This is a genomic window from Pedobacter sp. AC379 (assembly GCF_979258145.1).
In genome coordinates this window covers 553,066-578,757 of sequence record NZ_OZ409839.1, presented here as the reverse complement: position 1 = coordinate 578,757, position 25,692 = coordinate 553,066, and the positions used below count along the sequence as shown (strand labels likewise).

Sequence of the window (25,692 nt, the reverse complement as noted above, 5' to 3'; positions counted from 1 at the left end):
AGATGCAGGCTTCCATTCAGAAAACCATTGATTTTGTACAAAAAACTTTAGCAAATGCCGAAGCTGGTCATGACTGGTTTCATATTGAGCGTGTTTTTAAAACTGCGCTAACCATTAATGAGCAAGAAAAAGGTGATGAACAGGTTGTGGCTTTTGCAGCATTATTGCACGATATTGCCGATCCTAAATTTAATAATGGCGATGAAGATTTAGGGCCAAATATTGCTGAGTCTTTTTTAGTTTCCATTGCTATCGATCCCCAAACTATCGCACATGTTAAACTGATTATTCAAAACATGTCGTTCAAAAATAGCCTCGATGGTGATAGATTTACGTCAAAAGAAATGGAGATTGTTCAGGATGCTGATCGTTTAGATGCAATTGGTGCCATCGGAATTGCCAGGGCTTTTACTTATGGCGGGTTTAAAAACAGGGTACTTTACGATCCGGAGATTAAACCTGAAACGCATTTAACAAAAGAAACTTATAAAAACACCACCGCACCAACCATTAATCACTTTTACGAGAAATTACTTTTATTGAAAGATTTGATGAATACAGAAGCCGGAAGTGCCATAGCAGCAGAAAGACATCAATTTATGCTGCTTTATCTTGATCATTTTTATAAAGAGTGGGATGGCAAATAACCGGTAAAAAGACTATTATAAAATACCTATTAGTAGGTATTTCAGAACAATGCATCAGCACTTAACTTTATAAAAATTAATTCTCATGCATGCTTACAAACTAAAATACCACAAAAACAGTGTGTTGTTAATCGCGATGGTTGGCATTCCTGTATTCTTCATCTCATTGATGTTATATTGTCTTTTTAGTTTACCTACCTCTTTATCCGAACTTTCCATTTTAATTTTAGTTTCCTTATCCATCGTTTCGATGGCACTGATCTTATTGTGGATCACAAAAACACAGATTTTTGTACGCAGCAAGGTAATGATCAATGAAAAAGGAATCAGTTTTAAATTAAAAAGCACTTCATTTTTTTACAGAAGAACTGATTTTTTCTGTGGCTGGGAGCACATAACCAGTGTAACCGAAATGTTCGATAACCACAATGGGGGTTATTTTTATCAAATTGCCTTTAACAATCCTGACTTTGTAGCCAATTTCAGTCCGCTTAAAAATCATGAAAAAGAAGCAGATCGTTTCTTTTCCGAACTTCAATATTATCAAGACAGTTTTGATATTGCGCATCAATTTCCCTTAAGCAGAAAATTGAACCCATCGGGTAACTTTAGTTAAACTACGATTATTCCCATTTGGAATAGATTAAATAAATCTATTTACTAATTTTTTTAGTTATTAAACTATATTTGTTAGTAAATACATATTCCTATGTCTGATCGAATTCGTGAAAAATTAAATATTCTTGCTGACGCCGCTAAATATGATGTTTCTTGTTCATCAAGCGGCGGCACGAGAAAAAATACAAATAAAGGCCTTGGCGACAGTCACTCTTCGGGCATATGCCATACGTACACTGAAGATGGCCGATGTGTTTCACTTTTAAAAATCCTTTTAACCAATCATTGTATTTACGATTGCCTGTTTTGCGTTTCGCGGAAAAGTAACGACGTAAAACGCGCAGCTTTTACGGTGGATGAAGTGGTAGAACTGACCATGAATTTTTATCGTCGCAATTATATTGAAGGCTTGTTTCTAAGTTCTGGAATTTTTAAAAATGCCGATTTTACTATGGAACGCCTGCTTTTGGTAGTAAAAAAACTGCGATTGGAACAAAATTACAATGGTTATATCCATCTAAAAACTATACCCGGGGCCAGCGATGAATTAATTAAAGAAGCTGGTTTATATGCTGATCGGATGAGTATTAATTTAGAAATGCCAACCGAAGCGGGCTTAAAACTTTTGGCACCAGAAAAAAATCACAATGATGTAATTAAACCCTTAGCCTTTGTTCAACAGCAAATTACCCAGTTTTCTGCAGATAAAAAACTAATTAAACATGTACCCAAATTTGTACCCGCAGGCCAAAGTACGCAAATGGTAATTGGTGCCACCCCCGAAAGTGATAAAGACATCATGTATACTGCAAATGCTTTTTATAAGAATTTCTCATTAAAAAGGGTGTACTATTCAGGTTATGTTCCCATTAGCAATGATACCCGAATGCCTATCCTCGGTACACAACCACCGCTTTTAAGAGAAAACCGATTGTATCAAACGGATTGGTTAATGCGTTTTTACGGTTTTAAGGTACAGGAAATCTTAAATGATGCCAATCCTAATCTAGACGTCGATATTGATCCGAAATTAAGCTGGGCCATCCGGAATATGCAGCATTTCCCTGTAGACATTAATACCGCTGACTATAAGATGATCCTTCGCATACCTGGTATCGGGGTCATGTCTGCTCAAAAAATTGTTCAGGCCAGAAAATTTGGAAAACTCAGAATTGATCAGTTAAAAAAAATTGGTGTTGCTTACAATAGGGCTAAACATTTTATTATTTGCCTGGATAGCCCCTATCAATTAAAAGATTACCAGGGTACACAGATTAAAGCATTTATTTTAGCAGAAAGTCAAAGCAAGTATTTAAAAACGGACAGCAACCAGATGATTTTATTTTAAGGGGTTCTTATCTCCGAAGTAATTAAGGCGTTGCGTCATTCCTAACCTGATTGAGAATCTAAAAGCTTACTGTATAAAGATTTTCACCTATGCGGTAATGACGAGCGATATAAAATTTTCAATATAATAAACCTATGACCTACATTATTGATGGATCGCTTCAAGGGCTTTTAACAGCAGTTTTCGAATGGTTTGAACGCAAGCCAGGAAAAGCCACGTTAAAATCTTCAGCAATTTTTCAACCGGAAGCATTTGTAGAAAGTTTTACGGTAACCACACATCATGAAAAAGCAGATCGGGTTTGGGCAGGATTACAAAAAAAACTTAAAAAAAATTGGTTACGTCAATTTTATTGCAGCTACTTATCAGAAATTCCAGAAGCTTATAATCACCTTTTTCAATTTGCTATTTATATCTTTCAAAATCAGCCCGGAGCTGAAAGCAATTTTGGCAATGCGCATGTAATGGCACTATCAAAATATGCACGGAGTGTAGAAAGAGAAAAACACAGGATGGAAGCGTTTATTCGTTTTCAAAAAACAGGGGATGGAATATTTTATGCCGGTATTGATCCCGACTTTAATGTGTTGCCTTTAATCTCGAACCATTTTAAAAACCGTTATGCCGATCAGCAATGGGTAATTTATGACTTAAAACGCAAATACGGACTGCATTATAATTTAATCTCGGTAGAGGAAATTACGATAAGCTTTAGTAATGGTGTGAATAAACAAAATCCGGCTCCGGTTTTAATGGATGAAGGAGAAGCCTTATACTCCACCTTGTGGAAAGATTATTTTAAAAGTGCCAATATTGTTGCCCGAAAAAACACCAAGTTGCATTTGCAGCACGTACCAAAAAGGTATTGGAAGTATTTAACTGAAAAAGCAATTTCTTAAACGTTTTAGTCGCCATTTTAGCCATGTTAAAGTTAAAAACGACATTCCATTACATCCTACCTGTGACGAAAACCATCCTATCTTTTATCTGATTTATAACCTAAGTTAACATTCAGCGTCATGATTGTGTAGGGTTAAAACTTAAAATTGATATGATGCATTAGCTTTAAAATAGAAAACTTACTGCCATGCTGACACGCACATTCTTAATTAGGCTGAAAAGATTGACAGTTTGGTGAAAATTTGTCCCTCAAAACCTCTTGGCATAAAAAGTGTTAATTGTATGCTTAGTTAAAAAACTCAAATCAAAATAAAAAAATAATAAAAGTTATGGCGTTAAACCTTAAACCAATTGCTGGCAGTTCGAACAGAGTAATAGTTGAACCGGCTGCGGCAGAAGAAAAAACTGCATCGGGTTTGTATATCCCTGATACTGCTAAAGAAAAACCATCTAAAGGAACTGTAGTTTCTGTTTCTGAAGAAGATTCTGAAGGTAAAAAAGCGAGTGTAAAAGTTGGCGATGTTGTAATTTATGGTAAATACGGTGGTACCGAATTCCCTTACGAAGGTAAAGATTACCTAATTATGCGCGAAACTGATATTTACGCTGTAGTAGGGTAATAATTTAGGGTTGATGACTGGATCTCGAATGAGTAAATTCAGCATTAATCAACAAATAAAATAATAATGTTAAAATGAGAAGAATATAAATCCAATTATTTTCTCATAAAATCATCCAAAATTTAAAAGAAATGTCAAAACAAGTAAAATATAACGTAGAAGCACGCGACGCCCTGAAAAGAGGTGTTGATATTCTTGCAAATGCAGTAAAAGTAACTTTAGGTCCAAAAGGCCGTAATGTAATTATCGATAAGAAATTCGGTTCACCAGCAATCACTAAAGATGGTGTTACTGTGGCTAAAGAAATCGAATTAAAAGATGCTGTTGAGAACATGGGTGCTCAAATGGTTAAAGAAGTAGCTTCAAAAACAGCTGATATTGCTGGTGATGGTACTACAACTGCAACTGTTTTGGCTCAGGCAATTATCACTACGGGTATTAAAAACGTTGCTGCAGGTGCAAACCCAATGGATTTGAAACGCGGTATCGATAAAGCGGTTACTGCTGTTGTAGAAAACTTAAAATCTCAATCGCAGGCGGTTGGTGATGACAACAATAAAATTAAACAAGTTGCATCTATCTCAGCTAACAATGATGAGGTAATCGGTTCGTTAATTGCAGAGGCAATGAGCAAAGTTGGTAAAGATGGTGTAATTACCGTTGAAGAAGCAAAAGGTACTGAAACTGAAGTTAAAACAGTAGAAGGTATGCAGTTTGACAGGGGTTATTTATCTCCATATTTTGTAACCAATGCAGATAAAATGGAAGCTGAATTAGAAAATCCTTACATTTTAATCTACGACAAAAAAATCAGCAACATGAAAGAATTGTTGCCTGTTTTAGAAAAAACTGTTCAAACTGGTAAACCTTTGGTAATCATTTCTGAAGATTTAGATGGTGAAGCTTTAGCTACTTTGGTAGTGAACAAAATCCGTGGTTCGTTAAAAGTTGTAGCTGTTAAAGCTCCAGGTTTTGGCGATAGAAGAAAAGCAATGTTAGAAGATATCGCAATCTTAACCGGCGGTATTGTTGTTTCTGAAGAAAGAGGTTACAAATTAGAAAATGCTGATTTAACTTACTTAGGATCTGCTGAAAAAGTTGTTGTTGATAAAGACAATACAACTGTGATCAACGGTGCAGGAAATTCAGAAGATATTAAATCTCGCGTTAGCCAGATCAAATCTCAGATTGAAACCACTACTTCTGATTACGATAAAGAAAAATTACAAGAGCGTTTGGCTAAATTAGCTGGCGGTGTTGCTGTTCTTTATGTTGGTGCAGCTAGTGAAGTTGAAATGAAAGAGAAAAAAGACCGTGTTGATGATGCTTTACACGCAACCCGTGCGGCTGTAGAAGAAGGTATTGTTGCTGGTGGTGGTGTTGCTTTTATCCGTGCGGTTGAAGCTTTAGCTAACCTAAAAGGTGCTAACGAGGATGAAAATACTGGTATTCAGATCATCCGTCGTGCAATTGAGGAGCCATTACGTCAAATTTGCGAAAACGCAGGTATCGAAGGTTCTATCGTAGTACAAAAAGTTAAAGAAGGTACAGCTGATTTTGGTTACAATGCACGTACTGATGTTTACGAAAACTTAATTGGTGCAGGTGTTATCGACCCAACTAAAGTAAGCCGTGTAGCATTAGAAAACGCAGCATCTATTGCAGCCATGTTATTAACTACAGAAGTTGTTTTAGCAGACGAACCTGAAGAAGGTGGTGCTCCAATGCCTCCAATGGGCGGCGGCGGTATGGGCGGTATGATGTAATATTTCCCCTTCAGCGAAAACATTTCGTGTAAAAATATTCCCCCAAGGCACAAAGCCTTGGGGGTTTTTTTATGCCTTAAAACCATCATAAACGAAGCTTTAATGCCCATATAACCTACTCATTTAGTTATTGTTGGTGTAAAATTTTGAATCTGTATTTCCAAAATAACGTTCTTTGATATGAATATTTATTGACGCGTCTTAGGTTCGATACTCATTTCTGAGGTTGGATATAGTAAGTTTCACTAAGCTTCCAGAACGCAATAAAATCATTCCCTAGTGTTAGAGATATATGAAGATTCGTTGTAAAAGGAAATGGCTTTTTTTTGTCCTATTTTTTGGGGCAATTCTATATGCGTCAACAAGTTATTCCCAGGTTGTTATTGGCACAGTAGATCCAGGGCCATTTACACCAGGCAGCACCATTGCTGTACCTTTCACTGTACCTGCAACCTGTATATCGCAGGGTAATATCTTTCAGTTATACTTATCCGATCAAAATGGAAATTTCGGTGCAGAAACACTCATTGGAAGTTATAACGGATTTTACAGTACTTATATCAATGGGAAGCTTCCGGCAGGGCTTACCGCAGGAACTGGATACAGGGTAAGGGTAAAATCTACCAATCCAGCATCAGTGAGTGCAGCTTCTACCGCATTTGAAGTAAAGGCAGGAACGGCAGTTGAAGCGAAATTAACTTCAACATTATTAAATGCCACAAGCGACGAAACTTTCGGTACCTGTATCGGCAGGGCCAACAACTCATTTTCACTCACAAACGAATCTACGGCAAATAGCACCGTTACCGCTTCCATCAGTGATGAAGTAAACGGTGGCGCACCATCACAATTGAGCTTTACTACCGCAATACAGAGTTTTACCGCGCAACAGGTACATTATACCATTTATACCAAAGCAGTAATGCCGAATGGTACTGTGGCTACAAAGGCTTATTTGCTGATCAATAATAAAGCGATAACCGCATTTGCCAACACAGGAAATACCGTATTGTGTTTACCATCGGCCAACTTTAACTTTAACGTAGATGTAACGTCAGTTTCGGGTATTCAAAACAACTTTCCCGGAGATATTTATACCATTACATGGGGTGATCAGTCTACAACAACCCATACGCTTTGCGAAATTATTGCAAACGGAGGTAAGGTAACGCATGCTTACACCAAATCATCGTGCGGAAGTGTTTCTACATCAAGTGCGGGCACAATTTATAATGCTTTTGATGTATCTATCAGGGTATCGAATGCTTTTTGCAGCACAATGGGTACGCCTGTTTCTTCATCTGCTAAAGTGGTGGTAAAGCCGATAAATTCATTTACCTATAACAACCCGGGCTGTACCGGTGCAAATATTACCTTTGTTAATACTTCTGTTTTAGGCGAAAATCCAAACACCAACACACCAGCCTGTACCCCAAATAATATAACTTATGATTGGTATGTTGATGGGGTAATTAAAGCGGCTGATAAACCAAAATCGTACAATTTTGTTTATAGTTTTCCAACTCACGGTGAGCATAAAATAAAGCTGGTTTCTAAAAATATTACCGGAGAGTGTGATGCTGATCCGGTGGAAATGACAATCTGTATCCAGGATCCACCAAAACCCGCCTTTAGCATTACACCGAGTACAATCTGCTCTGGAACTACATTAAAACCCACTGATCTTTCAATTTTAGATAATACCTGTAACGCAGCCAATAGCTATTCTTGGTCGGTTACCCCGGCAGTGGGTTTTACAGGAGGAACAAGCGCAACAAGCCGGGAGCCGATATTTAATTTTACTAATCCAGGCACTTATAGGGTTACTTTAAGCATCAGTACACCATCTTGCGGCGTAATTATTAGCGCACCGCAAACTGTTGTGGTTAATCAGAGTCCTGTAGCAACACTTTCGCCTGATATTACGCTTTGCAATTTAGCCACTTACGATTTCAATAACACCACAACGGGCCCAACCAAAACTTCAATCTCAGGTACAACACTTGATTTAGCCGATACTTACACATGGACAGTTACCCCTACCGGAACCGGCACATATAGTTTTATAGGAGGCACAACAGCGAATTCAAAATATCCATCTATAAAATTTGATAGCTACGATACTTATACAATCAAAGTTATCCATAAAAATAATTGCGGTACCGCAGAAGATACGCAAGTATTAACATTTAGCACAGCTCCTGTAGTTAACGCCGGAGCAGATCAAAGTATCTGTTTCAACGACCCGAGTTTTACACTCAGCGCAACAATAACAGGTACTACTTCAACTCAAACTTGGGTTGGCGGTCAGGGAATTTTTACACCCAACAGAAACGATTTAAACGCAGTTTATACACCTACTGCAGCCGAAAAAACCGCAGGAACCGTTACTTTACAACTTCGCGTAACAACGGCACTGGCAGCACCCTGCAACCAGATTAATGATGATATCATCTTAAAAATTAAACCGGATATCAGTTTAACAAGCGCAGCCAGTAAAACCATTTGTACAGGTAATAATGTAGGGTATACGCCCACATCAGCCGTGGCGGGCGTTACATACACCTGGACGGCCACCGGAACTGCTATTGGCTACACTGCAAATGGTACTGGCAATATTGGCGATGTGCTCACCAATTCAGATCCTACCACTGATGCGAACGTTACCTATACTATTATACCACATTTAGATGGTTGTGATGGAACACCATTCTCTTTCGTGGTAACCGTAAAACCTAACCCAATAGTATCGGCAACGGCACCTGGTACAATCTGTAATGCAACTTCATCAGCCATCACCCTATCAGCTAACCTGGCGAATGTAAACTACACCTATACCAGCACGGTAACGGGCGCTATAACCGGCAACAGCAACAGAACTGTAGCTGCTGCAGGCACACAGATAAATGATATTTTAACCAATTCTGGCACTACCGCAGGCTCAGTAAGTTATGTGGTTACACCAACATCAACAAACGGCTGCCCGGGTACGCCCATTACCATCACCATTACAGTTTTACCAAATGTAACCCTGGCAAATGCTGGTGCAGATGATGCAATTTGTAATGCTACCACTTATATTTTAAAAGGAAATGCTCCTGTAGTTGGCACGGGTAAATGGGCTGTTGTTTCTGCACCTACGGCCTTAACTTTTGCAGATGATACTCAAAGCAATACTACGGTTTCCGGATTGCAGGCAGGCAATACTTATACATTAAGGTGGACAATCAGCGATGCAAATTGCGCTGCATCCAGCGATGATGTGGTGATTACGGTAAATCCCCTTAGTATTGGAGGAACAACAGCGGGTGATGTAGATGTATGTGCAGGAGCAAATGGAGGAAACATTACCTTAAGCGGGCAGGTTGGAAACGTAATCCGCTGGGAAAAATCGATTGATAATGGTGTAACCTGGTCTACCATTACTTCTACAGCAAATCCATATGTATTTTCTAACCTTGCCATCACCACAAAATACCGTGCGGTGGTACAAAGTGGCAGCTGCGCAGAAGCCATATCAACAGTAACCACTATTACAGTAAACCCAGGCACAGTAGCCGCAAATGCAGGTGCAGATCAAAGCTTATGTAGTGGAAATGGCATTACCTTAAACGGAAACAATCCTGCGCCAAACACGGGTTTATGGACACTGGTTTCTTCACAAACGGGTATCGTTATCACCAATCCTACGCTATATAACACCACTGTAACGGGCTTGGTGCCTGGCCAAACCTATACTTTCAGGTGGACAATTTCTGGTTTTAACGGCTGTCCGCCTTCTGTAGATGAAGTTACAATTGTTTACTACCCACCGGTTACCAATAACATCAATCCTTTAGCTGGAGCAACTTGCTCGGGGCAGAGCATTACCATAACAGGAGATACACCGACAGGTGGAACAGGTACATTTGCTTATCAATGGCAAAGCAGCGCTGACGGAAATACATGGATAAATGTTCCATCGGCAACAAATAAGGATTTAACTTTGGTAGTAAGCCTATCTACTTATTTCAGGCGATTGGTGAACAGTACCATTTGTACCTCCATCAGCAATTCGATCCAGGTTACCGTTTTGCCAGGTTTAACCAATAATACGATTTCTGCAGATCAAAATATTTGTACCGGATCGGCAGCTGCACAATTAACAGGCAGCACGCCAAGTGGAGGCAGTGGTACTTATGCTTATCAATGGCAATCGAGCACTAACGGAACCATATGGACAGATGTATTGGGTGCAACCGGAATAAGTTTTACCCCGCAAACACCTGCTGCAACTATCTATTACAGACGAGCTGTAAGTGGCGGTGCGTGTAGCAACAATATTAGCAACCAGATAAAAATAACGGTAAATCTGCCTGCCAAAGCAGAAATCACTTACAATAATAATGTGGGCTGTGCGCCTTTTATTCTTGATGCAAACAATATTGCTGCAACTTTATATCCAGACAGGAACAACATTTATACCTGGTTTGCCAATAATGTACAAATTGGAACGGGACCAACTTTTCCTGGTTACACCATTTTAAACGGAAATGAAAATGTAACCATCAAACTTGTTGTAACCAGTGGTTTAGGCTGTAATAGCGATGAAAAAAGTGAAATATTTACCAGCCTTCCTGTAATTAACCCTTCATTTACAGCAAGTACAACTGATGGCTGTGGGCCACTTAATGTAACGTTCACCAATACCACAACCCCAATTAATGGCGCAACCTATAAATGGAATTTCGACAATGGTACAACTTCAAATCTGGCTCAGCCACCAGCAATCACTTTTCAGGCAGATCCGACCGGTAAAGATGCTGTATACAATGTTACCTTAGAAACCACTGTTCCCTGCGGACCTCCAATTATAAAAACAGTAACGGTTACGGTGCATGCAAAACCTATTTCGGTATTTTCTCCGGATAAAACCATAGGGTGTTCGGATCTGCTCGTTAATTTTAACAATACTTCTCCAGAAAGTACAGGTACTACCTATACCTACGATTTTGGTGATGGCAGTACCCCTGAAATCTATCCTGACAGAAGAAAAGTAAGCCATACCTTTAGTACGCTTGTGGTTAAAGATTTTATAGTAACCATGACCGCGAAAAACAGCTGTGGTACCAGTACATCCAGCAATACCATTGTAGTTTCGCCAAATAACGTAATTGCAGAACTGGTTGTTAACGGAAACGAGAAAAAAGGCTGTGCACCATGGAAAGTAAATTTCGTAAACAATTCAAGCGGTGCCAATCGGTTTATTTACACCTTTACCAACGAAGATACTGGCGAAATTATTCAACTCCCTTCTAACACCACGGGCGTTTTCCCTTACACTTTTACCAAAGCAGGTAAATACACCATTAAACTGGATGCGGAAAATGATTGTTCAAAAAATTTCACTACCGAAACGGTAACTGTACTTGCCCAACCTACAGCAAGTTTCAGTGCCGATAAAACAACAGGTTGTACCAACCTTGCCGTTAAATTTAAAAACACGAGTGTTGGCGCCATCAGTTACAGCTGGGATTTTGGTGATGGTTCACCAATTTCGAATGAGTTTGAGCCTCAGCATACCTATACAGGATCAAATGCAAATTACGCCGTAACCTTAACCACTACAAATAGTTTAACCTGTACCAATAGTACCACAATAGCCGATTTTATTCATATTGTTGCCCCGCCGGTAGCCACATTTACCGTTACACCCGGTAATGAAACTTCCATTCCAAATTATACATTTGGCTTTAAAGATGTAAGCCCGAATGCGGTAAGCTGGCAATGGACATTTGGCGATGGATCGGGATCTACCTTACAAAATCCAACCCATACCTATGCAAACGAGGGCACTTACAATGTAACCCTCAAAGTGCTCAATAAAGAAGGTTGTTCTTCTACTACATTCCAATCCGTAAGAATTATCGGTGTACCCGGGTTTTTGAACATTCCGAATTCATTTATGCCTGCAAGTGCGAAGAACGAGATCAAAATTTTTAAAGCCAAGGGCCGTGGCATAAAAGAATGGCAAATGTCTGTTTTCAATAAATGGGGCCAACTGCTATGGGAAACAAGTAAACTTGATGATGGCTCGCCGATTGAAGGTTGGGATGGTACCTATAAGGGCCAGGAACAGCCACAGGGTGTTTATTACTGGAAAATAGATATAAAATTTATTAATGGCAGCGATTGGAAAGGGATGAGTTATGATTCTTCACCTCCACGTAAAACGGGCGTAATATATTTAATAAGATGATGAGGAGAAGGATAATATTGGTTTTGTTTATAATGGTGCTTCCGCTGATGATGTTAGCGCAGGACCATATTTTTTCGCAGTTTTATAATGCGCCGATTTACTTAAATCCGGCGTTAACGGGGCAATTTGAAGGCGACATTAGGTTTAATGCCCTATACCGCAATCAATGGACTGGTTTGGCAAGCGACTTTTCGTACATGAGTGCTTCCGGAGACCTCAACCTCCATCAGATAAACAGCGGTGTTGGACTTATTTTTAACCGCAGCAGCGAGGGTACCGCTTACCTGGTAAAAAACAATATTGCATTAAGTTATTCGTATATTATTGGGGGTGATGACTTTACACTGTCGTTCGGATTGCAGGGTGGCATCACCAATCAGAAATTAAATTGGGATAAACTTGTTTTCGGCGATCAGATTGATATTAATACAGGCTATATTCCGGGCAGTGTTTCTGGTGCCGAGCGGCCAAGTGTAGATAGCCGGTTTTATCTTGATGCCAACGCTGGTGCAAACCTGGTTTATGGCAAATTTATGATGGGCCTGGCAGCGCATCACCTTAACCGTCCGGATGAATCATTATCGGGTTTCCAGGCCAAATTGCCCATGCGGATATCGGCCAATTTAAGTTACAAACTTACCCTGGCACCCGATGAGTACGACCGCGATGGAAATTACCTCATACCTTCTATTGTAGCCTACAAACAAGGCAATGTAAAATCATTCAGTGTAGGCATGCAATACAAATATGCAGGTATAAATGCAGGCATTTGGTACCGCAACGATGGCAATTCGAACGGAAGTGATGCAGTTGTTTTTTCTGTAATATTTGATATTTTCAACAGACGTACCAATGGCGAAAAATTCAGGTTGGGCATCAGTCACGACGCTACAACTTCAAAAATCAATTATAGCAATACAAGCGGGACATCCGAAATTGGGGTGGGTTACGAAAAGTATTTTCAAAATAGTTCAAGCGGTGGCCGGGCAAATGGCTTAAGATGTTACGATTTTTACTAATTTGCCATTGATAATTCAAGGCAATGAACGATATCCTAGATCAAAACCATTTCATTACACAAAGTGAAATCAATAAATTTTTATTGGCCACTCTCCTTTGCGGTATAATAGGCGCAGAACGCGAATACAGAAGTAAATCTGCCGGTCTTAAAACCATGATGATGATCGGTTTAGGAGCTACATTATTTACCATCCTATCCGTTAAAATCGGACCAACCAGTCAGGACCGTATTGCATCCAATATTGTAACCGGAATTGGTTTTTTGGGTGCCGGAGTAATTTTTAAAGAAGAAAACCGGGTTAAAGGACTTACAACGGCCTGTATTATCTGGATTGTTGCTGCAATTGGTATGGCAGTAGGTTCTGGTTATTATGAACAGGCCATAGGGGTCACCATTGTGGTTTTACTTGCGCTGATTATTTTTCCTTTTTTAGAAGAAATTGGCGACCGCCGTTTCACTAAAAGAGTATATCGTATTGTTAAAAAACAGCATACCCATGGCAATTTAGAAAGCTATGAAGAAGTTTTTCGCGAGAGCAAACTTAAACCACAGCGCGGAAAACACCAATTGGCGGATAATATTATCACAGGAAACTGGATTGCTACCGGTACGCCACAAAACCATCAAAAATTTGTAGAGCGGATGCTTAAAGATGATGACATTATAGAGTTTGATTTTTAACCGAATCAAACCAATCTACTCTTTGGGTTTGTAATGCTAGTTTTTTCTCGTCAACCACCATAGTGTCCGACCACCTATCGTGCCAGGGGATACTTGGAGTACCTAAAGCACTTAACGCATTAAAAGGTATTGCCCTTGTAATATTCCGAACTAATGCTTTTTGAAAAGACATGTCAGTACCATCATAATTTACTGCCCTTGTACCAGTAATTAATTTACCTAACGATTTCCCGTTGCACATTGCCTCTGTCATAAACATTACTAGGCCATAAAACAATAGCGTAATTAACCGTAAAGCCAGGTCATCAATATCATTTAAAAGGCTTCGCTTAAAAATGCCAATCATTATACCAAGTCCAAATGCAAGGATGTAAAATACGGCTGTATCTATAATATAATTAGCGAATCTTTTGCCAGAGCTGGCACGGCAGTATTCTAAATCAATTTCTTGATAACTGTTGTCGAAGTTCATTTTTGAGGCGTTTATATTAGACCTTTCCAAGGTAAAATATTTTCACCATAGCGCAAAATTAATTTATCCAAAATCATAAAACAATCCTAGCTTTGTGTAACTATAATCATAATGATCAAGGAACAGATTTCAGTTTTCGATATTTTTAAAATAGGCATTGGCCCATCCAGTTCACATACTCTTGGCCCATGGCGTGCAGCACAACAATTTACAGCATCGCTCGCTCAAAACAACTTAATTAATGAAATTGAGGGTATAAAAATATTGTTATATGGCTCACTTGCCAAAACAGGTGTGGGCCACGGAACCGATGTAGCCATTTTACTTGGCTTAACCGGTGCTGATCCTGTAACTTTTGATGTAGATGCGGTTACGCCTACTTTTGAAAGCATAAAAAAAGACAAAAAACTAAACTTCGCAGGTAGTTTAATTATCGATTTCGATTACAGCAACGACCTTCTTTTTCTCTTTGCAGAAAGCCTGCCCTTTCACCCGAATGCGGTTACTTTTCAGGCATTTTTAAAAAACGGAACCGGAGTTTCAGAAACTTATTACTCCATCGGTGGTGGTTTTGTGGTAAAAGAGGGTGAAGACAGTAGTAAAAAAGCACAGGTTGATCTTCCTTTTCCAGTTGAAAAAGCCAAAGAACTTTTGCATTGGTGCCTCTCAACCGGTTTAAAAGTGAGCGAAATTGTGATGGAAAACGAATTGGCCTGGCGCAGTGAGGCAGAAACCAAAAGAGGCATTTTACAACATTTTGCCGTAATGCGGGATTGCATTTATCGTGGTTGCCATACTACTGGTTTTTTACCTGGAGGTTTAAATGTTGCCAGAAGGGCCTTCCCATTAAATAAACGCCTTATTGCCAACAGCGAATATTCAAACTATGATACCTGGGTAGAAGCCATTAAAAAAGGCGGTAACGGCTTTAATTACACGTTAGATTGGGTAAGTTGTTTCGCGCTGGCAGTTAATGAAGAAAACGCATCATTTGGGCGTGTGGTAACGGCACCAACAAATGGCGCGGCAGGGGTAATTCCGGCGGTACTCCAATATTTTATAACCTTTTGTGATGGTTATAGTGAAGAAAAAATTATTCAATTTATTGCCTGTGCTTCAGAAATTGGCAGTATTTTTAAAAAAGGGGCAACAATATCGGCAGCAATGGGTGGTTGCCAGGCCGAAATAGGAGTTTCATCAGCTATGGCAGCCGCAGCACTTACAGAATGTTTAGGAGGCTCGCAAAGGCAGGTTTTAATGGCTGCCGAAATTGCCATGGAGCATCATTTAGGCTTAACTTGCGATCCGATAGGCGGACTGGTGCAAATTCCATGCATCGAAAGAAACACAATGGGAGCAATCAAAGCCATTACTGCAAGTCAATTGGCTTTACAAAGTAATCCTGATAAAGCAAAAGTGAGTTTAGATGCCGTGGTAAATACCATGTGGGAAACCGCCTTGGATATGAATGCCAAATACAAAGAAACATCTGATGGTGGTTTGGCAACAAATATTCCGATCAGTTTGCCTGAATGTTAATGCTGAAATTAAGGATAAATGATTGATTAAAAACCCTTTATTTGAAGGATAGTATTTTGTATTTCCCCGTTCATAACTGAAAAATACTTAAACCAGGCCCGAATAAGTGAGCACCATCCACCATAAGCCCGTGGTAATGAAAGAAAGCAAAATCCCGATGCCCACCACTAAATTAGAAAGCTTTGGGTTAAGATTATACTGATCGGCTACCACGCCAGCCGTTAATAATGTTGGCATAGCCATTTCGAAAATGGTTATTTTGGTAATTGTTCCGTTCATGCCCAAAGCAAGCGCAACAAGCAGAACAACCAAGGGTGCCAAAATTAATTTATACAATAGTGCAAAGCTGATGTGTTTTAGTTCGCTAAACCACCCCCCGAATTTTAGCTGTAAACCTATTGAAAATAATGCCAGCGGACCTACCGTTCCGGCTAATTTATCAAACAATGGATCGAAAGCAGAAATATCAATAAAATGTGGAATGCTTAAAGCTAAAATACAACCTATAAGCGGCGGAAATGTCAATACCTTTTTAAGTACCAATTTCGGACTTAACTGTTGATTTTGCGATGAACGAATGGCTACAATGATGCCAATGGTAGATAATAGCGTAAATGTAACCTGATCACAGATAATGGCTATAGCCAACTCTTTTTCGCTAAAATATGCTACAATTAACGGAAAGCCAACAAAAGATGTATTGCTTAAGGAACTGGTGAGTTTTAAACCGCCTGAAGTTGCTTTACTAATATTTGTGATGCGGCTGTAAATTGTAATAAATAACCAACCGCACAACCAGATGCATACCGGTGCCAGGGCGGGAAATAACAGATCTTTAGTCCAGGTGATATGTGGAAGATACTTAAAAGAAACAGCAGGGAGTGCGATGTAAATAATCCAGGCATTGATGCCTTTATGAGCATCTTTAGGTAGCGATTTACTTTTTCTGAAAAGAATTCCCGCTAAAATGCATAAACCTATAAGAATGAAGTTTGCCATCTAATTGCGCAAAGATAGTTTATAAAAGAAAAACGCCAATAAGAATTGTACTTATCGGCGTTTTAATAATTTATGCAGATGGTTTTGGCTTCTTCTTTTTATGCCAAACCTTTTTCTTTCCATTATTATTATTACTATGCTGAGGTCTTTTTTCTTCAACATGTGTAATTTCTATTGCGGCTACACTCTCGGGCAGAGGCATGCGTGGAACTTCTTTTTCAATCAATTTTTCGATGTTATCGAATTTACGCTTGTCTCTTCCATTTACTAAAGTAATGGCGGTTCCTTTTGTGGCGGCCCTTGCAGTACGGCCAATACGGTGTACATAATCAGCCGGATCGCCGGGAACATCGTAATTGATTACCAAATCGATACCTTCAACATCAATCCCTCTGGATAAAACATCTGTTCCGATTAAAATTGGCAGTCTGCGGTTTTTGAAAGCCAATAAAATATCTTCACGCTCTTTCTGTCCTAAATCAGAGTGGAAGGCTTCTGCTTTAATGCCCAAACCTTTAAAAGTTTTGTATAAAGCCTTTACTTTTTCTTTAGTCGAAACGAAAATAATACTGCTTTTGTATTGTCCGCTTTTAAAAATATCGGTTAATAATGCCTGTTTCTGCTGATCGTGGATATTGTAGGCTTGCTGATCAATTCCTTCAGCTGGTTTAGCAATTGAAATGGTAATTTGCTTCGGTTCGTGCAAAATCTTGCCTGCCATTGTTCTTATTTTAGGCGCCATTGTAGCCGAAAATAAAAGTGTTTGCCTTTTCTTTGGCAGGTAGCTGATGATGCGGATAATGTCATCATAAAAACCCATGTCCAACATCCTATCGGCTTCATCTAAAATTAAATGCTGCAAATGCTCCAATTTTAATACGCCGGATGATAAATGCGCCATCAACCTCCCCGGCGTGGCAATAATAATATCCACTCCATCGCGCATTGAGCGTTTTTGTTGCTCATATGCAATCCCATCTCCACCGCCATATACCGCTAAAGAACTGATATTTGTAAAATAAGCCAATGCTTCAACCTGTAAGTCGATTTGTTGGGCCAGCTCGCGTGTTGGAGCCAATATCAAAGTATTATTATGTCTGTCTGCAGCTTTGCTGATTTTATCCATTACTGGTAAAAGGTAGCTGGCGGTTTTTCCCGTTCCGGTTTGTGCACAGGCAATCAGATCATGATTGTCTAAAATTACTGGAATGGCTTGTTCTTGTATTGGAGTAGCGCTTTTATACCCCATGGCCATTAAGCCTTCGTATAAATCGGGGTTAAAATTAAAGTCGTTAAAATTCAATCTGTTGTGTTTATGTCTTTTAGCAAAAGTACCTTAAAATACGGCGAATAGCAAACCGCATTTCAATATAGCTACAGTTTAACGATTTTGAAATGCAAAAAAACTACATTTTCTGGCAAAGCATAAAAAAATAGCCCCAACTGTAAAAAAACAATTGAGGCTTGGAAATTATAATAGACGAAACTTAGTCTACCAGAATATCTTTTTCCGGTGTATTCGTTTCAGGGTTTTTAGGTAGCGTAACCTTTAAAATTCCATCAGCATAATGTGCTGAAATATCATCTGATAAAACCTTTCCATTTAAGCCGAAGGCCCTTTCAAAGCCAGCGTTGCTGTATTCCCTGCGGTTGTATTTTTTTTCAGCATCTGCCTCCTCTTTAGGCTGGTAACTGATCGTTAATACATCATCTTTAGTAATCACTTTTAAATGCGTTTTAACTAATGCAGGTGCAAAAAGCTCAATAATAAAACTGCTTTCCGTTTCTTCGATGTTTACAGGTACTTTTCTAAATCCCTGGTTAAACATCCCAAATTTATGGTGACCAAAGGGCCCGCCAAATTGTTTTCCAAATCTGCCTGCTCCTGAGCCGAAACGGCTATGCATCTTGCCCGAATGGCATCTATTTTCGTTGTACATTGTGTTTAATTTTTAATTGTTGTTAATGCTGTTAATTTATTGGCAAGCCAATGTTAGTTGTAAACCGGTTGTTCGGTTTTAGGGATACCCAATAATTGCGTGATGATATTTGCATAAGGATATGATGGTGAGAAAACTGCATAATCAAATTTTAAACCCCTTATCTGAACCAAAATATCATCAATAAATTTCATTGGCTCAAGTAGTGCACTAATCAATCCCGATTTCGGTTTCTCATCTTCAGCCACCTCTTTTTTCTCCCGAAAAATGTTCAGTTCCTGATTGTATGCTTTAAAGTCGGCACCAATTTCCTCAACGGAGCCCTTAAATTCATCAGAACTGAAAAAGGTTACCTTTTCTCCTTTCGTAATCAGATCATTCGCCATCCCTAAAATAGGCCGAACATCCGCTTGAGATGGATCACTTAAAAAAAGTACTTGCGACATAATTTCTATCTGTTTACCTTATTTATACTGTCGATAGGTTTAATCACACTATCATTCATTTTTCTATTGTGATGGCTGAAACTATGATTCCTGTAATGCTCTTGCTGGCAATCATCATGGTAATGCCTGTTTTTAAAGTCTAACCGATCGCGGTAACCATTTTGAACAGCCAATACATTTAAGCTGTAAAAAGTGCCTGCTGCTACAGCAATTGCTAATAATATTCTAAATGCTCTCATTGCTGTTAATAATTTACGTTAATGTTGTTCACTGTTCCATTACCTTGCACATTTGGCCTGTACCATTGGTTATCAATCGGTACAATTGGATTGTAATATTGCTCGAAGCCGTTAAAGCGATGGTGGAAATGATGGCGTCTTCTACCAATAATCACCCTGAAAATTAGGCCAATTAACATTGCGGCGAATATAAATTTGAATACAAATGGTATGAAGAAAGCGGCTGCTCCGATTACAATTCCGAATCCGATGGTTTTTAATATTTTTTTCATCTCTTATAATTTTAAGTACTGTAATCCATTCACCTTAAATTAGTTGAAGCACCAATACTGTTGTTTTTGTTATTTATATAGGAAGACGCAAGACTTTTATTTTTACTTTAAATTATTTTGGATTTTTTAAAATACTTGTGTTATTTCTAGTTGGTAGCGTAATGGAAGGATTTTAACCACAGAATTACACAGAGATTAGTTTTTGCCACGGAAACACAGAAAGCACGGAGGTGACCTGATTTTAAGGAAATGAATATCCAACGGGTATCGTCATTGCTGAAGGCTTTTTCAGCCGACGCTTTACTGAAGCCTGCTAATGGTAGCGTAGTCCAAGGATTTTAGCCACAGCTTTACATAGAGATCAGTTTTTGCCACGGCAACACAGAAAGCACGGAGGTGACCTGATTTTAAGGAAATGAATATCCAACGGGTATCGTCATTGCGAGAAGGCTTTTTCAGCCGACGAAGCAATCTTTATGGCAAGTAGAAAGTCCTTATTAGTATGATAGTAAAAAAATCAATCTTCATTTCGACTGAAGTGCAGCGAAATGGAGAAATCTGTCTTAATAGATCGCTCCGCGTTACTTTTTAGATAACGATTCGCTAAAAGCTTTCAATTATTCTTTGTTACGATAGTGGCCCCATCCGCCACATCTCCGTTTATATTCCGCTTTAAATTTTGCCCGCTCCTCTTCATTCATCATCTCCCATTTGGCGCGCATACCCATTGCCCGCTCACGGAAACCATTATGCCCGCCATGGCCGCCTTTATTAAAATTGCCGAATAATATTCTGCACAGCACAAGTAAACCAATTGCCTGCCAGTAATTTAGCTTACCTGTATGCGCTATTTCAGGCAAAATCCAGTTCCATAAAAACATAACTACGTAACCCAGCACCGCAGCAATAAGCACTGCTACAGGGAAAAAGAACATGAATTTCTTACCGCGATTAAATTTTCTATTCATCATGTCTGTAAACTTAATAGTTAATAAATTCTTGATATAAATTTTGTAAACGGCTCCGCAGGTGTTTTACTGCATAACCTTTTCTTGATATTAGTGTTTTAATATTTTCGCCGCTTTCATCAGCTAACTCCTGAAAGGTGCGTTCCTCCAGTTCATTCTGAACAAAAACATAGCGTTGGTTTTCTGGAAGTTCCTCAAGGGCCAAAAACAACTGATCCCAGAAGAGTTTTTTTAAACTCTCCTCCTCTGGCGAGAAAGATTCGGCAAGCAAAATTTCTTTAAAATTAATCTCGCCATCCTCGCCCTCAAAAGTGAAATCTTCTAACGATTCTTCTTTCTGCTTCCGGTATTTATCAGTGATTTTATTTCTGGCCACCCGGTAAAGCCAACCACTGATCTGTTCAATGGCACCTGCCTCAGGTTGATTACTGAGCTGAAACCAAACATCCTGCAAAATATCTTCTGCATCCTCATCTGTATTCACCCTGCCGCGGATGAAACTGAATAGGCGTTTACCATAGTTGGCAACGGTTGAAATGATATTTTGAGGCTCGTTTGTTGGCACTAAATTTTGTTTAATAATTCAGTAAACGGATGAAACTCAATATTACTTTAAATTTTCTTTACTTTTTTGGTCAGATTAGATTATAGCATTTTACGCGCAAAAACTTACTTCTCAAGTATTGATTTAAACCATATGTAGAGGAGCAAAATCTTCAATAGTTCCCTTTTTGAAAATGAAATGCAGCTAATGCCAATTTCTGGGTGAAGCGATAATCCAATATCAATAAGTTAAGCGTTTTTTAACAAAGGCTGGGCACAGATAAACACGGATATTTATTTGTAAGCATCCTTTTATCTTTGATATTTTTGCAATTACTCAGTAAACGTATTAAGTTGTCCCTATTTTAGTGCTGCAGTTGGATAAGTTCCTTTATCAACTACTGTTTTAATGTTACCACTTAAATCTGCCACATATATTTTGCTTTGCTTGTACGGTTTTTCAGCACCACTGTAAAAAATCCTGTCATCCGCAGTTACAAAAAGAAAAGATACATGAATTCCCTTGGGGGAGATTTGCGTTATTTTTTTGCTGGCTACATCAAGAAGATAAACCGCTTCAGCTTCATCATGCGTACCTTCTATTAGGGGACCGTTAGCGGCATTAAAAATTATTTTTTTGCCATCTTTGGTATAAAAGAAACCGTTGCTGCTCGATATATTATAGACAGTCCCTATTAAAGCTTTTATAGGTTCCGTATCGATTATTTTTCCTGAAAGATCAAAAGTATAGAGGTTTTCCAGGTCGTGCGCAATAATTTCATGATCATTTTTCCAGGCGGGAGAAAAAGCATTTATTTTTGATGCACTATCCAGCATGATATAACCGGAATTATCAGCTTCGATCACACCTATTTTCCACACACTGTTTTTGTTAAAAACATTAAAGGCAATTTTACCTGCATCGGCAGACCATACCGCTCCATAATAATTATTGTTGCTTACCTGTAGCTTGCCCTGGCTCTTATTTTCAAGATCGGCAATCCAAACAGACCTATTTCCAACAGAATCACTTAGCGTATAAGCCAGTTTATTGCCATCTGGCGAAATCGCAGGATCAGTAGCACCACCAAACGAAATCTGTTTCATGGTATCAATACTGGTTGCTACAATTTTATCGCCATCCTGGTAAGCAAGAGCAAAATTTTTATTGCTTAAAGAAATGGTATCTAAAACAGCTTTATTTGCATCATTTTCTGAGTTATTGCTGTTACATGCTATTAAAAAAAGCGAAATTGCAATGCAGGCTGAAGCGAATGGTTTGTTAAACATCATCATGTGCAATTTTACAAATAGTTTTTGTTTTTGTCATTCCACATGCCGTGGTGGAGCTATATTTTACCTAAAACAAACTTTGTCTTGATAGATTCTATCTTCTATCATGCTTCGGGAACCAACGGCGGAGGGAAATAATTGCCCCGGTCTGTGTCCCCACAAACCGAAATTAGATCTCATTCATTTTTATTTATGGTTCGTGTCATCGCGAACCAGCTAACCGGTTAAATCTTCTTCTTATCTGCGTAACCGAATACTTTTTGCAATAAGGTTGTGCTTCTTGAACTCAGGTTACCTCTGATTTTTAATTCTTCTTTTGCAACTTCAACAAATAAACCATCTATTGCTTTTTGGGTAACATACTCTGTAAGGTTGGTATTTACGGGCCTAACTAAAGGCAAGCGGTTGTATTGTGTAGTTAAATCACTGTAATATTTTGTTGCGTTTACTTTATTTAAACTCGTGGTTACAATCGGACTAAATTTTTGCATCAGCTGCGAAGTGGTTACTCTTTTAAAGTATTCGGTAGCTGCATTATTATTACCTAAAAGGATATTCGTAGCATCTGTTAAAGTCATTTGTTTAATGGCAGAAATGAAAATGGGTTTTGCTTCAGTAGCAGCATCTTCAGCAGCCCTGTTCAAACTCACAATCACATTATCGCAAAGTTTGTTCAAACCTATGCCGCGCAAGGTTTTTTCAACTTTCTGTGCTTCAGGCGGCATTAATATTTTAACTGCAAGATTGCCTAAAAATCCATCTTTAACCGAAAGCCGGTCTGCACCCGCAGAAACACCTATCTGCAACGCTTCCTTAATCCCCTGTCCTATTTCCAGTGTAGATGGCGTACCTGTAGCAGCAGTGGTTGTACCCGGTTTCTCCGTAATTTTCTTAAATATATCGCTTAATTTAATCTGTGCTCCTGCATTTAAGCTAACAAATACCAGCATGGCCAGTGATATTGATAAATTCCTGATTGTTTTCATTTTGTGTGTTTAATCAAACTTAAGCAAAAGAGCTGCCATTAATTAATTGTTGTTTCAAATATAATCCTTTACAAACGGCTTACTTAAGTTATCAGTTAAAATTGGTGTTACGATATCAAAATTTCGGCAGCTGATAGCCTAAAAAATTAGTTTATGTCCAATCACTCAAAAATATTTTTTATACTTGAAAGATAATTCGAAATAGCTACCTTTTTTTTGAGATTTATAAAAAATACAGCTGGAAACACCCAGCAGGAAGATGCCAAATTAATTGCTGAGTATAAAAATACCGGCGATTTAGACGCATTGGGTACGCTTTACAATAAATACATGCATTTGGTTTTCGGGGTTTGCTTAAACTACTTTAAAGATGAAGAGCAAAGTAAAGATGCGGTAATGCAGATTTTTGAAGAATTGGTTACGAAACTAAAAATACACGAGGTGCAGAATTTCAAAAGCTGGCTTCATGTTTTAACGCGGAACCATTGTTTAATGGCATTGCGGAAATCGGCCAGGCAGAATAACGTTTCTATAGACGATACTTTTGTGGAAAACAGCGAGTTTGTGCATCTGGATATAGACAACACAAAAGAAACGCAGCTTACCATTATGGAAAAGTGTATGGAAACTTTGCCCGAAGAACAGCGAAAAAGCGTAGATTTATTTTATTTACAAGAAAAGTGCTATAAAGAAGTGGCCGATATTACTGGCTACGACATGCTGAAGGTAAAAAGTTACATCCAAAACGGTAAACGGAATTTAAAGATTTGTATAGAGAAAAACAGTAGTGAATAACGATTGGTTAGATATTGATGTGCTGGAAGATTACCTAGATGGTAAACTTGATGCTAAAGCTATGCACTTTGTTGAGCGTCAGGCTTTAGATGATCCCTTTGTTGCAGAAGCATTAGAAGGTTTAAAACAATCGCCAAAACGCAAACAAACACTTTCTATTTTACAAAAACAATTGCACGACCGTGTTTCCGAAAAACCTATAAAACGCAACCTCTGGGGCATTACTACGCAAAGATTAAGTATTGCGGCAACAGCAACAGTAGCTTTCATTGCGGTAAGTATTTTGTTCTTCATGCGCGAAACCAGTCGCAGAAATGCGGAAATTGCGGCAAGGAAAGAAAAAGGCGTAATGGTGCAGTTGGATAGTGCAACATCCATTGCCTCGAGTAAGCCTAAAACTGATACAACAGTGCAAAGTGCAACCAAAACCGCTTTAATAGATAAAGCCATTGCCCAGGCAAAAACGGGCGATCTGGCAAAAAATTCGAGGAAAAGTGAAGTGATCCAACCTGCCGAGCGCGTAGCAACCGAACAAAAAGCGGTTGTTGAGTATAACCGCAGAGGTACCTCCAGATTAGAGAATATTAATGGATTTGCCACTAAAGCAAAGGCTGCACAGCAATCCTTAAATGAACCTGTGCTAGCTTCGGCACCTGCGCCTGCAATTGGATCGAGCAAAATTGTATTTAGCGGAAATGTAGTAGATCAGCGCAATGGTAAGCCCATACAAGGGGCTGTAGTTAAGTTGGCTGGCTCTAAAAATATAACGGCAACCGATATAAAAGGATATTTTTCGTTACCTGCTGATAGTAGCGCTAAAGATAAAGCATTATTAATCAATGCAATTGGTTTTAAAGAAGTTCCTATAGCAGGTCTACAAGATCCAAACGCAATAAAAAATGCCCTTACCGGAAATAAATCTTTAAATGAAATTGCACTGATTACAGGATCCAACGGTCAGAAAAAACAAAATATTCCTGCGCCAAAAATTACACTCCGAGCAGAACAAAACCTGGATGGAAAATCAGCTGATAGCATTACGAAACCCATTCCGGTTTCTACCATCAACTATGTGCAATATTTAGAAAACAACAATAAACTCTATAACCCTAAGGGTCCCGAACAATTTGTGATTTTAAGCTTTAAAGTTAAAAAGAACGGGCGGCCTGCAAACATTACTGTGATTAAATCGCTCAACAAAAGAGCCGATGCAGAAGCAAAACGGCTTATTCAGGATGGCCCTGATTGGGTTTTACCTAAAAAAGGTACTGATTTAGTCGAAATCAGTGTTAAGTTTTAATTTCATTTATTAAACAAAAAGCGTTGCATTATTACAGCGGGCAATATAACAAGCCTTGTTG

General features: G+C 38.8%; 23 protein-coding genes. 12 read left to right on the top strand and 11 right to left on the bottom strand.

Annotated elements, in window-relative coordinates; translation table 11 throughout:
• The first annotated feature begins 2 nt into the window (after nt 1-2).
• From ACZZZW_RS02540 to ACZZZW_RS02500, 9 genes are all read left to right on the top strand, one after another.
• Nucleotides 3-647: an HD domain-containing protein gene (locus ACZZZW_RS02540; RefSeq protein ID WP_463492191.1), complete on the top strand. Its 645-nt coding sequence runs from the start codon at nt 3-5 to the stop codon at nt 645-647.
• Nucleotides 648-732: 85 nt separating this feature from the next.
• Nucleotides 733-1,263: a hypothetical protein gene (locus tag ACZZZW_RS02535; RefSeq protein WP_157255333.1), complete on the top strand. Its 531-nt coding sequence runs from the start codon at nt 733-735 to the stop codon at nt 1,261-1,263.
• 93 nt (nt 1,264-1,356) lie between these two features.
• Complete coding sequence (locus tag ACZZZW_RS02530) at nt 1,357-2,613, top strand: putative DNA modification/repair radical SAM protein (protein ID WP_055904269.1); 1,257 nt, start codon at nt 1,357-1,359, stop codon at nt 2,611-2,613.
• Between the two features lie 134 nt (nt 2,614-2,747).
• Nucleotides 2,748-3,512 carry a TIGR03915 family putative DNA repair protein gene (locus ACZZZW_RS02525; RefSeq protein ID WP_463492190.1) on the top strand — a complete coding sequence of 255 codons (765 nt, stop codon included), beginning with the start codon at nt 2,748-2,750 and terminating at the stop codon, nt 3,510-3,512.
• Between the two features lie 330 nt (nt 3,513-3,842).
• Nucleotides 3,843-4,133, top strand: a complete 291-nt coding sequence (locus ACZZZW_RS02520; RefSeq protein ID WP_025141798.1) for a co-chaperone GroES — start codon at nt 3,843-3,845, stop codon at nt 4,131-4,133.
• A 131-nt stretch (nt 4,134-4,264) separates the two neighbouring features.
• Nucleotides 4,265-5,899, top strand: coding sequence for a chaperonin GroEL (groL, locus tag ACZZZW_RS02515; RefSeq protein ID WP_055904264.1), 1,635 nt, complete (start codon nt 4,265-4,267; stop codon nt 5,897-5,899).
• A 292-nt stretch (nt 5,900-6,191) separates the two neighbouring features.
• Entirely contained in the window at nt 6,192-12,137 is a 5,946-nt protein-coding gene (locus ACZZZW_RS02510; protein ID WP_463492189.1) for a PKD domain-containing protein, read from the top strand.
• Nucleotides 12,134-13,156: a PorP/SprF family type IX secretion system membrane protein gene (locus ACZZZW_RS02505; RefSeq protein WP_055904259.1), complete on the top strand. Its 1,023-nt coding sequence runs from the start codon at nt 12,134-12,136 to the stop codon at nt 13,154-13,156. The genes ACZZZW_RS02510 and ACZZZW_RS02505 overlap by 4 nt, the downstream gene beginning before the upstream one ends.
• 23 nt (nt 13,157-13,179) lie before the next feature.
• The gene (locus ACZZZW_RS02500; protein ID WP_463492188.1) at nt 13,180-13,839 is read left to right on the top strand and encodes an MgtC/SapB family protein; all 660 of its coding nucleotides are present in this window, start codon (nt 13,180-13,182) and stop codon (nt 13,837-13,839) included.
• Here ACZZZW_RS02500 and ACZZZW_RS02495 read toward each other — a convergent pair.
• Complete coding sequence (locus tag ACZZZW_RS02495; RefSeq protein WP_463492187.1) at nt 13,820-14,311, bottom strand: RDD family protein; 492 nt, start codon at nt 14,309-14,311, stop codon at nt 13,820-13,822. The two genes, ACZZZW_RS02500 and ACZZZW_RS02495, sit on opposite strands and share 20 nt — an antisense overlap.
• A 111-nt stretch (nt 14,312-14,422) precedes the next feature.
• Here ACZZZW_RS02495 and ACZZZW_RS02490 point away from each other — a divergent pair, with 111 nt between their 5' ends.
• Nucleotides 14,423-15,850: an L-serine ammonia-lyase gene (locus ACZZZW_RS02490; protein WP_055904250.1), complete on the top strand. Its 1,428-nt coding sequence runs from the start codon at nt 14,423-14,425 to the stop codon at nt 15,848-15,850.
• Between the two features lie 87 nt (nt 15,851-15,937).
• Here ACZZZW_RS02490 and ACZZZW_RS02485 read toward each other — a convergent pair whose 3' ends face one another.
• From ACZZZW_RS02485 to ACZZZW_RS02440, 10 genes are all read right to left on the bottom strand, one after another.
• Nucleotides 15,938-16,849, bottom strand: a complete 912-nt coding sequence (locus ACZZZW_RS02485; RefSeq protein WP_055904247.1) for an AEC family transporter — start codon at nt 16,847-16,849, stop codon at nt 15,938-15,940.
• A 70-nt stretch (nt 16,850-16,919) separates the two neighbouring features.
• Nucleotides 16,920-18,152 carry a DEAD/DEAH box helicase gene (locus tag ACZZZW_RS02480; RefSeq protein WP_055904244.1) on the bottom strand — a complete coding sequence of 411 codons (1,233 nt, stop codon included), beginning with the start codon at nt 18,150-18,152 and terminating at the stop codon, nt 16,920-16,922.
• Between the two features lie 184 nt (nt 18,153-18,336).
• Nucleotides 18,337-18,789, bottom strand: coding sequence for an Hsp20/alpha crystallin family protein (locus ACZZZW_RS02475; protein ID WP_055904241.1), 453 nt, complete (start codon nt 18,787-18,789; stop codon nt 18,337-18,339).
• Between the two features lie 53 nt (nt 18,790-18,842).
• Entirely contained in the window at nt 18,843-19,235 is a 393-nt protein-coding gene (locus tag ACZZZW_RS02470) for a glycosyltransferase (protein WP_055904238.1), read from the bottom strand.
• A 5-nt stretch (nt 19,236-19,240) separates the two neighbouring features.
• Nucleotides 19,241-19,474 (bottom strand): hypothetical protein, encoded by a 234-nt coding sequence (locus tag ACZZZW_RS02465; RefSeq protein WP_055904235.1) that lies wholly within the window; start codon nt 19,472-19,474, stop codon nt 19,241-19,243.
• 5 nt (nt 19,475-19,479) lie between these two features.
• The gene (locus tag ACZZZW_RS02460; RefSeq protein WP_055904232.1) at nt 19,480-19,746 is read right to left on the bottom strand and encodes a hypothetical protein; all 267 of its coding nucleotides are present in this window, start codon (nt 19,744-19,746) and stop codon (nt 19,480-19,482) included.
• 617 nt (nt 19,747-20,363) lie between these two features.
• Nucleotides 20,364-20,717, bottom strand: coding sequence for a hypothetical protein (locus ACZZZW_RS02455; RefSeq protein ID WP_200912256.1), 354 nt, complete (start codon nt 20,715-20,717; stop codon nt 20,364-20,366).
• 10 nt (nt 20,718-20,727) lie between these two features.
• Nucleotides 20,728-21,279: an RNA polymerase sigma factor gene (locus ACZZZW_RS02450; RefSeq protein WP_055904226.1), complete on the bottom strand. Its 552-nt coding sequence runs from the start codon at nt 21,277-21,279 to the stop codon at nt 20,728-20,730.
• 338 nt (nt 21,280-21,617) lie between these two features.
• Nucleotides 21,618-22,550, bottom strand: a complete 933-nt coding sequence (locus ACZZZW_RS02445; protein ID WP_463492186.1) for a TolB family protein — start codon at nt 22,548-22,550, stop codon at nt 21,618-21,620.
• Between the two features lie 224 nt (nt 22,551-22,774).
• Nucleotides 22,775-23,536 carry a DUF4197 domain-containing protein gene (locus ACZZZW_RS02440; protein WP_463492185.1) on the bottom strand — a complete coding sequence of 254 codons (762 nt, stop codon included), beginning with the start codon at nt 23,534-23,536 and terminating at the stop codon, nt 22,775-22,777.
• A gap of 216 nt (nt 23,537-23,752) precedes the next feature.
• On the opposite strand from ACZZZW_RS02440, the gene ACZZZW_RS02435 reads away from it, so the two are divergent.
• Nucleotides 23,753-24,331, top strand: a complete 579-nt coding sequence (locus ACZZZW_RS02435; RefSeq protein ID WP_055904217.1) for an RNA polymerase sigma factor — start codon at nt 23,753-23,755, stop codon at nt 24,329-24,331.
• Complete coding sequence (locus tag ACZZZW_RS02430; RefSeq protein WP_463492184.1) at nt 24,324-25,631, top strand: carboxypeptidase-like regulatory domain-containing protein; 1,308 nt, start codon at nt 24,324-24,326, stop codon at nt 25,629-25,631. The genes ACZZZW_RS02435 and ACZZZW_RS02430 overlap by 8 nt, the downstream gene beginning before the upstream one ends.
• Nucleotides 25,632-25,692 lie beyond the last annotated feature (61 nt).